The organism is Glutamicibacter sp. NPDC088483 (assembly GCF_044753145.1).
In the GTDB taxonomy this organism is placed as follows: Bacteria; Actinomycetota; Actinomycetes; order Actinomycetales; family Micrococcaceae; genus Glutamicibacter.
In genome coordinates this window covers 166,986-180,622 of record NZ_JBIVMP010000006.1, presented here as the reverse complement: position 1 = coordinate 180,622, position 13,637 = coordinate 166,986, and the positions used below count along the sequence as shown (strand labels likewise).

Sequence of the window (13,637 nt, the reverse complement as noted above, 5' to 3'; positions counted from 1 at the left end):
GTTCAGGCTCCCTGGGTCATCGTTGCGTTCAGGCCGAACCCGTGCATTGCCTGCACATCGGATTCGATAGCTTCGCGGCTGCCGCTGCGCACCGTGCAGAAGCCGTCATGGTGCACCTGCAGCATGAGCTTCTCGGCTTTTTCCGCGCTGAAACCAAAGTAGGAACGGAACACGTAGGATACGTAGCTCATCAAGTTCACTGGATCATTCCACACGACCAAGCGCCAGGGCTTGTCTTGGGATACCAGGGTTTCAAATTCGGAAAGTACATCGGGCATTGCGGTCATGGCTACCATTTTACGCTTGGAAGCTGAACGCAACACCGGACACGGCAAATATCACCTTGAGCGTGAGCCGTTATACAGTAAAACCGGTCTGCTTTCCCAAGCAGCACCGTATAAGGCCTTTTCCGATCATCAGGAGCGTCACATGCGCACCAGTCTCTTCACCGACCACTATGAGCTGACCATGCTCCAAGCAGCGCTGGGATCCGGTGCAGCTCACCGCCCGTCTGTCTTCGAGGCATTCGCTCGCCGCTTGCCCGAGGGCCGGCGCTATGGAGTGGTCGCAGGTACTGGTCGCGTGCTCGAAGGGTTGGCAAACTTCCGCTTCGATGACGAACAGCTGCGTTTCCTCAGCGACAATAAGGTAGTCAACGCGGAAACCATCAAGTACCTGGAGAACTTCCGCTTCACCGGCAGCATCTCCGGCTATGCCGAGGGCGAGTTGTACTTCCCGAATTCGCCGCTGCTGACCGTGGAGTCGACTTTCGCTGAAGCCTGCGTTATCGAGACTTTCCTGCTCTCGGTCATGAACCATGATTCGGCCATCGCTTCGGCGGCATCGCGAATGATCGCCTCGGCCGGCGAACGCCCATGTATCGAGATGGGCTCGCGCCGCACCCATGAGGAATCAGCAGTGGCTGCCGCGCGGGCCGCCATGATCGCCGGATTCACTTCAACGTCCAATTTGGAAGCCGGTGCCCGCTATGGCTTGAAGACCGTTGGCACTTCGGCCCACTCGTTCACCCTGCTTCACGACACCGAGCGCGCCGCCTTCGAAGCGCAGGTTGCCTCGCTGGGCAAGGACACCATCTTGCTGGTGGATACCTACGACGTGGAGAAGGGCGTACGCACCGCGGTTGAAGTTGCGGGTCCGGAACTGGGCGGAGTCCGGCTGGACTCGGGCGACCTGGTGCAGCAGGCAGGCTGGGTTCGCGAGCTGCTTGATGACCTGGGCAACTGGAACACCAAGATCACCGTGACCTCGGACCTCGACGAGTACGCGATCGCCGCCCTGGCCAGCGCCCCGGTTGACGCCTATGGCGTCGGCACGGCATTGGTCACCGGCTCCGGCCATCCGACCGCGTCGATGGTTTACAAGCTGGTTGCCCGCCAAGACGATTCGGGGCAATGGATTCCGGTCGCCAAGGCCGCGGCGAACAAGGCCAGCGTGGGCGGGCGCAAGTACGCGGTGCGCCAGCTCAATGAACGCAACCGCGCTGTCGCTGAAATCGTCTCCACTTCCGAGTACACCACCGGCGGCCCCGAGCGGGATCTGGTGGTCCCGTTGGTGCGCCATGGCGAGATCGATCAGGCGTACGTGGGTGCAGCTGGCGTCAAGCTCGCCACCGAGCGCCACTTCGCATCGGTCCAGGAACTGCCAGGCGTGGCCCGCAAGATGCAGCGTGGCGAACCGGTCATCCCGACCGTCATGATCCAGGACTAGTCGAACACACGAAAATCCCAGCTGCGGGACGTAGGATCCAGATTCAAGGATCCTGCGGTCCGCAGTTTTCCAATCTCTACACTTCCCCCAGCCAGGAGGCAGCGATGAGCAGAGCCCTGTTGATCATTGATGTCCAACCCGACTTCTGCGAAGGCGGAGCCCTGGCCGTGACCGGTGGCAACGCCGTCGCAACGGCCATTGCCGCGGATATTGCCGAACGCCGCGATGCCTACTCGGCAATCGTCACCACCCAGGATTGGCATATCGATCCGGGGAATCATTTCTCGGAAACCCCGGACTTCGTTGATTCCTGGCCGGTGCACTGTGTCGCCGGAACACCTGGCGCCGCCCTGCATCCGCAGCTCGCCGAGGTGCCCCTGGATGCGCACTTCGCCAAGGGGCGCTTCACCGCAGCCTATTCGGGTTTCGAAGCCAGAGTGCTGGATCCATCGGCTGACCAGGCTGATGAAAGCGGAGAACTGCTAGGTCCATGGCTCAAGGCCAGAGGCATTGACTCTGTAGATGTCGTAGGGCTCGCCGCGGATCATTGCGTAAAGGCGACCGCCTTCGATGCAGCTGAAGCAGGATTCACCACGACCATTATTTCTCCGCTGACCGCAGCAGTCTCGCCGGAGAATCTGCCGGCGATACGCGAGGAACTGAGGGCAGCCGGGGTAACGGTGATTTCGCTGGGTTGATGATCCCCCCGGAAAGCAGAAACGGCTTTGCTCCTGACCGGATTTTCCGGTCAGGAGCAAAGCCGTTCTCTCGTGGAGCCTATTTTCGCCCGACGAACCAGTCCTGCAGCTTGTCAATGCGCGCCTGCAGCTGGTCAGCAGTAGCCTGCGGCACGGCAGGCCCGCCGCAGACGCTGCGCAGCTTGTTGTGGATCTGCCCGTGCGGGGTGCCGGTGCGGGCGGCCCATGCCGAGACGTTCTTCGACAGCTTGGTGCGCAGCTCCATCATGCGGCGGTGGTCCGAGACCGGCTCGGGCTTGGTGCCGCCCTTGGAAATCTGCTTGTTCTGCTGCTTGCGCAGCAGCTCGGAAACCTGTTCGGTATCCAGCAGGCCCGGGATCCCCAGGAAGCCGAGTTCTTCTTCACTGCCGATGTCGGCGCCGGTACCGAATTCGCCGCCGTCGAAGAGCACGCGGTCAAAGGAGGCCTGCGAGTTCAGCGCCTCGAACTTGTTGCGCGTCAGCTCGTCGCTGGCCTTGTCTTCCTTGTTCGCCGCTTCCAGCAGCGAATCGTCCAGCCCGTCTTCGTCCTTGGAACCTTCACGGTCCAAGGCGTGGTCGCGTTCGACTTCCATCTCGTTGGCCAAGGCCATCAGGATCGGCACCGAGGGCAGGAAGACCGAAGCCACCTCGCCGCGCTTGCGGCTACGCACGAAGCGGCCGACCGCCTGGGCGAAGAACAACGGAGTGGAGGTGGACGTCGCATAAACGCCCACGCAGAGACGCGGAACGTCCACGCCTTCGGACACCATGCGCACCGCAACCATCCAGCGCGCGTCGGATTCGGAGAAATCGTCGATCTTCTGCGATGCCTTGGGGTCATCGGAAAGAATGGTGGTGACCTTCTCGCCGCAGATCGCTTCGAGCTGGGCCGCGTAGCCGCGCGCGTCCTCGTGGTCGGTGGCGATGATCAGGCCGCCGGCGTCCTTCACGGTGCGGCGGACCTCCGAGAGCCTCCGGTCAGCGGCCTGCAGCACCGACGGGATCCAGTCGCCGTGCGGATCCAGCGCGGTGCGCCAGGCATGGGCGGTGACATCCTTGGTGAAGCCTTCGCCGAGGTTTGCTTCCATCTCCTCGCCGCCGGAGGTACGCCAGCGCATATTGCCCGAATAGGCCATGAACAGCACCGGACGGACCACGTGGTCAGCCAGGGCGCTGCCGTAGCCGTAGGTGTAGTCCGCCTTGGAACGGCGAATGCCATCGCCCTCGTCCACATACTGCACGAAAGGAATCGGGGCCGCATCGGAACGGAACGGGGTACCGGTCAGGGCAAGCCGCCGGGTAGCCGGTTCGAATGCTTCACGAATGCCATCGCCCCAGGACAGGGCATCGCCGGCGTGGTGGACCTCATCCATGATCACCAGGGTGCGGGCATCTTCGGTTTTCGCGCGGTGCACCGCGGGCTTCAGCGAGACCTGGGCATAGGTCACCACCACGCCCATGTAGTGCGAGCCGTGCCGGCCGTCGGAGTTCTTGTAGTTCGGGTCCAGTGAGATGCCCACACGCGCCGCCGCATCCGCCCACTGCTTTTTCAGGTGGTCGGTGGGCGCGACAACGATCATGCGGTTGATCTTGCCCGAGTCGATCAGCACTTTGGCCAGGCGCAGCGCGAAGGTGGTCTTACCTGCGCCAGGGGTCGCCACTGCCATGAAGTCCTTGGGCTCCGTATCGAAGTACAGAGCCAAGGCCTCGGCCTGCCAGGCACGCAGCTTCGGCCCAGTTCCCCAAGCCGCACGTTCCGGATACGCTACCGGCAGCTTGTCTTCTAGTGGAAGCTTGTCGCCAAAATCAAAGAGTGTCTCGGTCATTTACCTTTTCCCGGCCGCGTGCATTGTGTGAAGTAGTGCTAGTTCATTCGCAGCACTACCCCATCATGGAGTCGTAGACTTCCTTGCACTCGGGGCATACCGGGAACTTCTGCGGATCTCGGCCTGGCGTCCAGACCTTGCCGCACAGAGCGATCACTGGGTCGCCGGTCATTGCCGACTCCATGATCTTTTCCTTCTGCACGTAGTGAGCAAAACGCTCATGATCTCCGGCCTCGACACTCTGGGTTGTCTCGGTACGTTCAATCGTGGCAGTGCCACCGCGGGTTTCTTCAGACTGTTCCACCATGCCTCCAAGTCTAATACGGATTGCCACTGCTGTCCGCGTGGAAAGCATGGGAGCTTGTCCACATTGACTTTGCCGCGCTGCACTAGGCCGCCCCATCGATTTCTTCCTCCCTGCAAGTCAACAACCATTTTTCAGTGGTCTTCCGATGCGTTGCGGTGCCCTTGGAAGTCAATATTGAGCCAATTGGTCGCGACCCGATCAATATCCTGTGAACCTCCTTGCACCCAAGGCAGGCAAACGGCCGCCTAGCGGAAAACAGCGTCCCGCTAGACGGCCGAAGGCAGCAATTCGGCTGCTGCGCCTACTTATTGAGGATGACCGACTGCATCAGCTCAGGAGTGCGCTTTTCGTACCATTTGCCACCGAGGGCAATGCCGCCGAGCATCAGCCCGATACCCACGACCAGGCCCGCGCCCAAGGTGATGAAGCCGAAGGACTGCGACTGCTTCACCCAGCCGATGATGTACGGAATGAGAACCGGGATCAGCAGGAGGCCCATGGCAAACATGATTCCCAGCTGGGTCAGCGCAATGCGCATGCCATTACCCGGAGGGGTCTTCATCGGGTTATCACCCGGCAGCGGCACCGAATAGGTGTAGCGGGCCGAGGAGACCGACGCGACACCCAACGCGATAAGCAGCCCAGCCAGTGACAGGCCCAGGTCTCCCGGGATGCGCCACAGCGCACCGGAGATGAGGCCCGGCAAAATGGCTGCCGCCAGGACCGGAACGATGGCAATCAGGAAACAGGACAGCACTCGCCCTGCACGATCTGCGCGTCCGGAAATGCCGGTCAGTGCGTGCAGCGCAAAGGCGGTGTTGTCATAGGAAATGTCGGCCGAGATGGAGAAGCCCATCAAGATGCCGATCAACGGGCCCAGCAGGAACATCATCACGTAGCTGCCGGTCTGGTTGCCGGTGAACCAGAAGAGCAACGGCAGCATCGGCACAATGAGCACGCCAATGGCATAGCGCGGATCCTTGAACCAGTAGGTCAGTGCGCGGGCAGCCACGGCGCCCGTTGGCGTGGCCGGCATCAACTTGAAGAAGCCCAGCCCCTTGGCCGTGGCAGCGCGCTGCTCTGGCGGCGGGGTCACCGTGGCTTTGGCGGTAGCCCGAGCCAGCAGGAGGTACAGTCCGCCAAGGTAGAGCAAGCCCAGCGCCAGATGGATCGCCATCTGGCCGTATTGCGCCGAGGCAAAAGCCCCGGGAATCGCGGCAAAGGCACCCAGCGGGGTGTACCCCAAGACCGAGGCAATCGGCTGGATCCAGTCGCTCATACTCTGCGCGGCAGCCAATGCCGAGGTCACGATCGGCCCCAAGGCGATGAGCACCACGAACAGCAGCACGAAAGTCAATTCACGGAATCGGCGTTTGGCCCGCAGTGCGGTCGCCATGATCACCAAATACTGGCAAAGCAGAATCGCCATCACCGCGGTCGCCACCGCTGCCAGCAGTGCCAGCATGAGCGCGCCCGCATCGAAGCGCCACATCAGCGAGGCGCCGAGCAGGCCCGCAATGGTCAGCACCGCGGGAATCGAGATAAAGCCAGCCAGCACCAGCGCTGGCCCCAAGGTCTTTTCCGGAATCCCGAAGTGGACAAAGCGTGAAGGTTCCAGGGTGAGGTCAACACCGGTCAGCAGCGGCGGGATAATGGCCCAGCCCAGCACCACGGCCGAGCCGATCAGGGTGAAGATTTCGCCCTGGAAAGGAATATCGCCGGCGGTAAACCACATGGCCATGGTCAGCATGGTGATCATGCCCAGTGCGTACAGGCCACCGATGATGACGCCAATGAGCTGGCCGACGGAGCGCTTGAAGCCGTTGGCGAGCAAGCGCAATTTCAAGCTTAGGACGTGCGCAACCATGACAGCCCCTCATTATTGGCGCGGCCGCCCACCAGATCGACGAAGCGATCTTCCAGGCTCATGCCGCCGCGGACTTCATCCACGGTGCCCTGCGCCTTGAGCATGCCATCGGAAATGACCGCGACATGCGTGCACATGCGCTGGACGAGGTCCATCACATGCGAGGAAACGATGACGGTGCCGCCGAATTCAACGTAGTTATTCAGGATGTCGCGGATATTCGCCGCCGATACCGGGTCCACCGCCTCGAACGGCTCGTCCAGAACCAAGAGCCTTGGCGAGTGGATCATCGCGGTAGCCAAGGATATCTTCTTGGTCATGCCGGCCGAGTAGTCCACCACCAGCTTGTCTCCGTCATCGAGCAAATCCATCACGCGCAGCAGGTCTTCGGTACGCTGGGCAACTTCTGCGCGTTCCATGCCGCGCAGCAATCCCGAGTAGGTCACCAGCTGGCGGCCGGTCAGCCGGTCAAACTGGCGCACGCCATCAGCCAGGACTCCCAACGTGGCCTTGGCCGCTTGCGGATCAGCCCAGATATCCACGCCGTTGACCAGCGCTTGGCCTGAATCCGGGCGCAGCAATCCAGTGGCCATGGAAAGCATGGTGGTCTTGCCGGCACCATTGGGTCCGACAAGACCGTAGAAGGAACCCGCAGGAACTTGCAGGCTGACGTTGTTCACGGCAATCTTGGCGCCGAATTGCTTGGCAAGACCCCGAATGTCCAGTGCGATCTGATTCATAGCCTAAGACTAGCAATGCCCCTAGTCAGAACGCATCATCCTTTGGAGTTAAACCCAGGTATAAGACAACCGCCGCGACCCAGGGAAAAACCCTGGGTCGCGGCGGTTGAACTGCTTGGTCCAGTCCCTGGACGTCAGCCTAGAAGAGTACGCGTGCCAGTTTCTGCCGCGAGGCAGCTACGCGTGGATCGCTGTTGCCGATTACCGCATAGAGCTCAATCAGGCGACGGCGGACCCGCTCGCGGTCTTCATCAGCCAGGCGGGAGATCAGCGAAACCAGTCGGGCGAAGGCATCTTCAACATGCCCGCCCACCACGTCCAGATCTGCTACATCCAGCTGGGCTGCGATGTCTTCAGGGTTCTGCGCGGCTTGCTCGCGGGACTTGTTCAGATCCAGGTTGTGCGTGCGCGAGAGCAGTCGAACCTGGTACACACCGATCTGCGCGTCCTTGTCGTTCGGCTTCTCGTTCAACGCTTCCAGGTAGGCGGCCTCGGCGGCGGCGTAGTCCCCGGCATCGATGGCGTCCACGGCCTTCTGGTGCAGCGGCGGCAGCTCTGGCTCAGGCTCGCCGGCCTGCCCGGAGAATGCCGGGGCGGTACCGCTCATGCCCTGCTGGACTGCGAGCTGTTCAAGCTGTGCGAAAACCTGGACAATCTGCTGTTCATCGGCAGGCCCCTGGAACAGCGGCACCGGCTGGCCCTTGATCAGCGCCACCACCATCGGGATCTGCTGCGCCTGGAAGGCCTGGGCGATCTGCGGGTAGGTTTCTGCATCCACCAGGCCGAGGATGAATTTGCCGCCCTTGGCATCCACCAGCTTGCGCAGCGTCGCATCCAGGTCTGCCGAGACCTGCACGCGAGGCGAGCCGAGGGAAACGATGGCAGGTACCTGCTGGGACATGCCGACGAACTGCTGGAACGCAGCCTCATCCAGATTGGTGGTCCAGCTTGCCGGACCAGCCGGCATGCTGCCGGTAACTTCCGGTCCTTGGCTGGCCAGGGCGGAGAGATCTACCGCACCACGGGTTGAGGGAATGTTCTGATCAGTCATGGGGGTTAGTCAACTTCCTTCACATCGAGCAGGATCTGGCTTGCAGAGATCAGCTGGATCTTGTCCTTGGAACCGTCGGCTGGCAGGTAGAACATCACCGGCTCGGCGTAGGTGCTTTCCACGTCGCCGTTCGAGGAGCTGGATCCCAGCAGCTGTTCAGTCAGCTTGTCGGTGCTCTTGAGCGGGTCAGCGTCTTCGGTGCGCACGAAGAGCGCCTTGTTGTTCAGCTTGCCGGTAACAATCGCTCCGCCATCCGGGGTGGAAACCACCTTGGTGTCGCCCTTGGTGACCGTGCGCTTGTACTTGACGTCCGCCTCGTTGGCTTCCTTGGACTCATCCTTCTGGGCTGCGTGCACCGCCTTGATGAAGTCCGATTCGGCAAACTTGTCCTTGTCCTTGGCTTTGCCATCGGTCAGCACGTTGCCCAATGCTTCCAGAGCCTTCTCCGGGGTCATCTGCAGACCCTCGGCGTTGGCAGCCAGCTGCTTGGTCGACGGGTCGCCAACGGCGATGCCCGGGAAGGTGGAGTTCGGCAGCATCTGGCCGGCGAAGACCACCTTGAAGTTATCTCGGGCGTTGGCCTGCACCAGGGTCAGCGCCTGCGGCAGGGTGTCGGCATCATTGTTCTTCGCGGTCACCACGGAGATCACGCGGGGGAACTTGGCTTCATTCGCATTCGGCACAGCGGCCGAGCGGATGACCTGGGTAGTGAGCGCCAGCGGCTTGTCTACCTCGAACTTCTCCTTGAGCATGTCGTAGCGCTTATCGCGCAGGTACTTGAACGCCCCGGCGCTGCGTGGTTCCAGGGCTTTGGCATCGCTCTTCTCATCGGCCTTGGCTACCTGCTTCTGGGCATCAGCCAGAACGCGCTTGAGCTGCTCTTCGGTGATGACCGGGAAGCTGGATACTTCTTCAACCGAGGAAGAAGCGGACTCGGAGCCCTTGGCATCATCGGACGCCTTGGCGTCCTGCGACTTCTGCTCGGATTCCGAAGGGTTGGCGCTGGACTCGTCGCTTGGCGCCATGGGCAGCGAAACACCGGAGATCGCCAGGGCCACTACGGCCACGGCGGCGACCGAGTGCTGGGTGTTCGACCCGCTCTTCGGCTTGCCCGGGCGCATGACCAGCAGGGCCAGTCCGAAGACCAGCAGCAGCGAGCCGGCAATGATCAGCGGCAGGGCAAATGGCATGGCGTCGTCGTTCGCGTAGGTTACCGAGATATCCACCGGAGCGGCATCCTTTCCGCCTGCGGCCAGCAGCAGGGACCAGTCGCCGGAATCCGGAGCGGTCCAGCGGTAGGTCATGGTCTGATCCGCGGTCTGCGAGTCGAAGAAGATGTCATCACCGGCGGGATTAGGCGCATCGGCCTTGCCCTTGGCGTGCTCGGCGATCATCTTGTGGTTTTCGGTGTCGATGCCGGTGACCGATATATGCGATGCATCGCCGATCCACGCCTCGACGTCATAGTCGCGGCCCAAGGAAGCAGTGAATTCGCCCTTCGACTTGATCACCAGTTCCACCGGGTCCAGCTTGGGGTCGTTGACCGAGGATTCAATCAGGGTCAGCGGTGCCTCATCAGCTAGTTGCGGCATGCTCGCGGTCACCGTTTCGGGCGGGGCCCAAAAGGTCTTCTGTCCGATGCCGACTACCAGGGCCGCGGCCCCCAGCAGCATCGCGATCACGGAGATTACTTTTCGCACAGGTTCACCTATTCGCCTACGTCTCACAGCTGTTCTTTGACAAGTCTAACGAGTTGCGGCCGATCATGGTTCCGATCCGCGCCTGTGAACTGGCTCAACAACGCAACAGCACGGTGTCTTGAACCACTTAACAGTGGCCGATGCGCGATATGCTCTGACCCATGGAGCCTGATCAGCCGCACCCGCATCGCGATAAGCACGTACCCGAGCAGCGTTCCGACGCGTCGGATCGCTCTTCCGGGCCGGCAACCTCCGGCCCGGAATCCACAGCGCATTCCCAGCCTTATGAGGGCAATTCCCAACCGGAATCACCTGCGGCCGCCAGCGCGCAGGCCCGTTATCCGGGCGCTGCGCCGACGGGCGCTAATGCATCCCGCGAGGGCTGGACCAAGAAGATCGCCGAACGCGTGGGCAAGATGCTCAACACCCCGCAGCGCAGTGCGGCCCTGGGCGAGGAACCGGAGCACCCGCTGGATGGCTCGCCGGAACCGATTCCGGCGCTGCATCCTATTTCCATGGGCTTCTTGGGCACCATTGGCGTGGGCATCGCCCTGGGCGGCTACTACCTGCTGACCAACGTCGGTTCGCTGATGACCTGGATTGCCATTGCGCTGTTCATCGCGCTGGGCCTTGATCCGATTGTGCGCTTCATGATGCGCAAGGGATTGACCCGTCCGCTGGCTGTGGCCGCGACCATGGTCAGCTTGCTGGCGATCTTCGGCGGCTTCATGGCCTTGATCATCCCTACCCTGGTCAACCAGATCACCGCCTTCATCACGCGGGCGCCTGAAATCGTGGATGATTTCCTCAATAGCGATTGGGTCCGGGAAATCGACCGGCAATACGCGGTTTCCCAGCGCATCACTACCGAGGTCGACCGTTTCTTTGGCGATTCGGGCGCGGTGACCAATGTGTTCGGCGGCGTCCTGGGCGTATCGCAGACCGTCGCCCAGTCCATGTTCGGCGTGCTGATCGTGCTGGTGCTGGCCATCTACTTCCTGGCTTCGCTGCCAGGGATGATGGGCTTCTCGCTGCGCCTGGCCCCGCGCTCCAAACGCGACCGCGTGGCCGAATTGACCGTGCGCATTACCCGCTCCGTGGGCAATTACGTGATGGGCCAAGCCACCGTGGCCATACTGAACTGCCTGGTGGCGCTGGTGCTGATGAGCATCCTGGGTGTGCCATTCACCGCGCTGCTCACCTTGCTGGTGGCGATGCTGGCCTTCATCCCATTGGTCGGCGGGGTGATCGCCGGCGTGCTGGTCACCTTGGTGACATTGTCATTGGGCTGGCAAACCGCCCTGATCTACGCGGTGTGCTACTTCGGCTACCTGCAAGTCGAGGCGTATTTCGTTTCGCCGCGCATCATGCGCCGTGCGGTGGCAGTACCCGGCGCGGTCGCGGTGATCTCGGTGATTGCCGGCGGCACCTTGGCCGGGGTCACCGGTGCGCTCATGGCCATCCCGGTGGCAGCCAGCGCCATGATCCTGCTGCGCGAAGTCTTCATCGCGCGGCAGGACCGCCGCTAGCACCTGCCTCCAGGCAGCTGGCCTAGTAGCGGTAGGAACGGGTTTCCCAGCAGTGCGGATGCCAGTGTCGGCGCGCGTTGGCCGCGGCGTCATCGCCCGACCAGTGGTCCGCGCGCCAGGCGACCACATGGGCAACTCCAACTCCGATGGAACGGTGGCACCCCGGGCAGGAGTAGGGCTTATTGGCGTTCATCGGCGCAATCTTGCGCACATGCCATTGGCCGTCGGGGGCATCCTGGCGCAGCACCACGCCGAAACGGGCACGCTGCATCCACTCTTCCTGGCCCGAACCGTAGCCCTGCTCTTCATCCCCGGATCCGTAGCCGGAGCCGGAGTTCCGGCCTTGGGCGGGTCGGGAATTCTTGGAGCGGCGCGGGCGGTTGGAACGTGGCATGTCTTTAATCATGCCGTATCTCCCGGCACAAGTCGCAACCAGCTAGTAAAGTGTGTGGGGTGCGTTTAGTGGTAGCGAAGTGTTCAGTTGATTACGAGGGCCGTCTTCGAGCCCACCTTCCGTTGGCGACCCGCTTGATCATGGTCAAGGCCGACGGCTCGGTACTCATCCACTCGGACGGCGGCAGCTACAAGCCGCTGAACTGGATGAATCCGCCGTTGATCCTGCGCGAGGCAGATCCCGATGAGGACGCCGCGGCATTGGGTGCCACCGCTACCTGGACCGTGTCCAGCGCGAAGACCGATGACAAGCTGACCATCCACTTCCATAGCTTCGAGCACGACTCGGCCCACATCCTGGGCACCGATCCGGGGCTGATCAAGGATGGCGTCGAAGCCGACCTGCAGCGCCTGCTGGCCGAGCAGATCGAGTTGCTCGGCGCCGGCCACCAGTTGGTCCGCCGTGAATACATGACCGCCATCGGCCCGGTGGATATCCTGGCCCGTGATGCCAAGGGCGCCACGGTTGCCGTGGAGCTCAAGCGCCGTGGCGATATCGACGGCGTGGAGCAGCTGACCCGCTACCTGGAGCTTCTGAACCGCGATCCCCTGCTCAAGCCGGTTACCGGCATTTTCGCCGCCCAGCAGATCAAGCCGCAGGCCCGCACCTTGGCCGAGGACCGCGGCATCCGCTGCCTCACCTTGGATTACGACGCAATGCGCGGAGTCGACGACTCGGCAGGACGCCTCTTCTAGGGTTGCGGGTCCTCCCCGAGCTGCCTGGCCTTGGCGCATCCGCTGCTGGCCGGATGCTGCTGCCTGGCAGCCTTAGCTTGGCCCTGCAGAAAACTGCATCCCGACTGCTAGTCTGATCTCCTCTACCAAAAGCGCTCGGTGCCGCACGGTCCGGGCCGCCAGGCTCGGGAGGTCCATTGGATCCGCTGACAGCTTCGCTCATGGCCATTGGCAGCGGTTCCGCTGCGGGCCTGCGGCCGTATTTCACGGTATTGGCCCTGGGCATCGCGGGACTCGTGATCCCCGATACCGCACCTGACATGATCGCTTCTGCGGCACGGCAGATTCCTGAAAGCATCACCAATCCGTGGGTCCTGGCGATCTGTGCCGTACTTGCCATCGGCGAGGCCGGCCTGGATAAGATCCCTTTCCTCAATCTGTCCATGGAAACCATCTCGGTGTGGCTGCGGCCTGTTTTCGGTGCTCTGGTTGGCATCGGCCTTGGCGCCAATTCGGGAGTCGAGGTTGCCGTCCTCACCGGACTGCTCGGTGCGGGCTCCGCGCTGTCGGTGAGCCTGGGCAAATCGTCGATGACCGCGGCGACCAATGCCGTGCCCGAACCCATCACCCAATGGGTGCGCAGCCTGGCAGAAGATCTTGGCGCGCTGGTTCTCGTCTTCGCAGCTGTGCTGGTTCCCGTACTGGCTGCCGTGCTCGGACTCGTTGCCATTGCCATCGGCTTCTTCCTCTACCGCATGTTCCGCAGGGTCTACCGGTCAATGAAGAACCGGGTCGGCAGCATCAGGCAGAACCGGGCCGCCGCGCACTCCGCGCGCGAAGCGCAGCTGGCCTCCGGCGCGAAGACCAGCACGCTGCAGGCCCTGCAGGCCCTGGCCACCGGCAACGCGCCGGCTTCCGAAGATCCTACGGGCAAGGACAGCTAGCGCCTCGCCTTGGCCAGGAGCCCGACGCACTGGGGCCGTTGCGTTCCCGATTCGCTAAATGCCAAGTCCGCTGAGAAAATAATCCGTCGAGTCGGTGAC

13 protein-coding genes are annotated in these 13,637 nt (G+C 62.4%); 5 read left to right on the top strand and 8 right to left on the bottom strand.

The window, feature by feature from the left end:
- Positions 1–2: 2 nt before the first annotated feature.
- Positions 3–287: an ATP-dependent Clp protease adapter ClpS gene (gene clpS, locus ACIP6G_RS14025; protein ID WP_105658428.1), complete on the bottom strand. Its 285-nt coding sequence runs from the start codon at positions 285–287 to the stop codon at positions 3–5.
- A 142-nt stretch (positions 288–429) separates the two neighbouring features.
- Here clpS and ACIP6G_RS14020 point away from each other — a divergent pair, with 142 nt between their 5' ends.
- Positions 430–1,728 (top strand): nicotinate phosphoribosyltransferase, encoded by a 1,299-nt coding sequence (locus ACIP6G_RS14020; protein WP_105662594.1) that lies wholly within the window; start codon positions 430–432, stop codon positions 1,726–1,728.
- A 104-nt stretch (positions 1,729–1,832) separates the two neighbouring features.
- Entirely contained in the window at positions 1,833–2,426 is a 594-nt protein-coding gene (locus ACIP6G_RS14015; protein ID WP_400290791.1) for an isochorismatase family protein, read from the top strand.
- Positions 2,427–2,505: 79 nt separating this feature from the next.
- On the opposite strand, the gene ACIP6G_RS14010 is transcribed toward ACIP6G_RS14015, so the two are convergent.
- From ACIP6G_RS14010 to ACIP6G_RS13985, 6 genes are all read right to left on the bottom strand, one after another.
- Entirely contained in the window at positions 2,506–4,272 is a 1,767-nt protein-coding gene (locus tag ACIP6G_RS14010; protein ID WP_105658425.1) for a DEAD/DEAH box helicase, read from the bottom strand.
- A gap of 55 nt (positions 4,273–4,327) precedes the next feature.
- Positions 4,328–4,579: a DUF3039 domain-containing protein gene (locus tag ACIP6G_RS14005; protein WP_105658424.1), complete on the bottom strand. Its 252-nt coding sequence runs from the start codon at positions 4,577–4,579 to the stop codon at positions 4,328–4,330.
- A gap of 301 nt (positions 4,580–4,880) precedes the next feature.
- Entirely contained in the window at positions 4,881–6,446 is a 1,566-nt protein-coding gene (locus ACIP6G_RS14000; protein WP_400290789.1) for a transporter, read from the bottom strand.
- Positions 6,428–7,186 carry an ABC transporter ATP-binding protein gene (locus ACIP6G_RS13995; RefSeq protein WP_400290786.1) on the bottom strand — a complete coding sequence of 253 codons (759 nt, stop codon included), beginning with the start codon at positions 7,184–7,186 and terminating at the stop codon, positions 6,428–6,430. The genes ACIP6G_RS14000 and ACIP6G_RS13995 overlap by 19 nt, the downstream gene beginning before the upstream one ends.
- Positions 7,187–7,325: 139 nt before the next feature.
- Positions 7,326–8,237 (bottom strand): co-chaperone YbbN, encoded by a 912-nt coding sequence (locus ACIP6G_RS13990; protein ID WP_400290784.1) that lies wholly within the window; start codon positions 8,235–8,237, stop codon positions 7,326–7,328.
- Positions 8,238–8,242: 5 nt separating this feature from the next.
- On the bottom strand, positions 8,243–9,937 hold the full coding sequence (locus ACIP6G_RS13985; RefSeq protein WP_400290782.1) for a hypothetical protein: 1,695 nt from the start codon (positions 9,935–9,937) through the stop codon (positions 8,243–8,245).
- Between the two features lie 161 nt (positions 9,938–10,098).
- Here ACIP6G_RS13985 and ACIP6G_RS13980 point away from each other — a divergent pair, with 161 nt between their 5' ends.
- Positions 10,099–11,466: an AI-2E family transporter gene (locus tag ACIP6G_RS13980; protein WP_400290779.1), complete on the top strand. Its 1,368-nt coding sequence runs from the start codon at positions 10,099–10,101 to the stop codon at positions 11,464–11,466.
- Between the two features lie 22 nt (positions 11,467–11,488).
- Here ACIP6G_RS13980 and ACIP6G_RS13975 read toward each other — a convergent pair whose 3' ends face one another.
- Positions 11,489–11,860: a hypothetical protein gene (locus ACIP6G_RS13975; protein WP_105658418.1), complete on the bottom strand. Its 372-nt coding sequence runs from the start codon at positions 11,858–11,860 to the stop codon at positions 11,489–11,491.
- A 59-nt stretch (positions 11,861–11,919) separates the two neighbouring features.
- Here ACIP6G_RS13975 and nucS point away from each other — a divergent pair, with 59 nt between their 5' ends.
- Positions 11,920–12,615, top strand: a complete 696-nt coding sequence (nucS, locus tag ACIP6G_RS13970) for an endonuclease NucS (RefSeq protein ID WP_105662590.1) — start codon at positions 11,920–11,922, stop codon at positions 12,613–12,615.
- 176 nt (positions 12,616–12,791) lie between these two features.
- On the top strand, positions 12,792–13,538 hold the full coding sequence (locus ACIP6G_RS13965) for a DUF4126 domain-containing protein (RefSeq protein WP_400290777.1): 747 nt from the start codon (positions 12,792–12,794) through the stop codon (positions 13,536–13,538).
- Positions 13,539–13,637: the final 99 nt, after the last annotated feature.

Coding starts and splice junctions, on each gene's coding strand:
- clpS (WP_105658428.1), bottom strand. CDS start 287: ATGACCGCAATGCCCGATGTACTTTCCGAATTTGAAACCCTGGTATCC.
- ACIP6G_RS14020 (WP_105662594.1), top strand. CDS start 430: ATGCGCACCAGTCTCTTCACCGACCACTATGAGCTGACCATGCTCCAA.
- ACIP6G_RS14015 (WP_400290791.1), top strand. CDS start 1,833: ATGAGCAGAGCCCTGTTGATCATTGATGTCCAACCCGACTTCTGCGAA.
- ACIP6G_RS14010 (WP_105658425.1), bottom strand. CDS start 4,272: ATGACCGAGACACTCTTTGATTTTGGCGACAAGCTTCCACTAGAAGAC.
- ACIP6G_RS14005 (WP_105658424.1), bottom strand. CDS start 4,579: ATGGTGGAACAGTCTGAAGAAACCCGCGGTGGCACTGCCACGATTGAA.
- ACIP6G_RS14000 (WP_400290789.1), bottom strand. CDS start 6,446: ATGGTTGCGCACGTCCTAAGCTTGAAATTGCGCTTGCTCGCCAACGGC.
- ACIP6G_RS13995 (WP_400290786.1), bottom strand. CDS start 7,186: ATGAATCAGATCGCACTGGACATTCGGGGTCTTGCCAAGCAATTCGGC.
- ACIP6G_RS13990 (WP_400290784.1), bottom strand. CDS start 8,237: ATGACTGATCAGAACATTCCCTCAACCCGTGGTGCGGTAGATCTCTCC.
- ACIP6G_RS13980 (WP_400290779.1), top strand. CDS start 10,099: ATGGAGCCTGATCAGCCGCACCCGCATCGCGATAAGCACGTACCCGAG.
- ACIP6G_RS13975 (WP_105658418.1), bottom strand. CDS start 11,860: ATGCCACGTTCCAACCGCCCGCGCCGCTCCAAGAATTCCCGACCCGCC.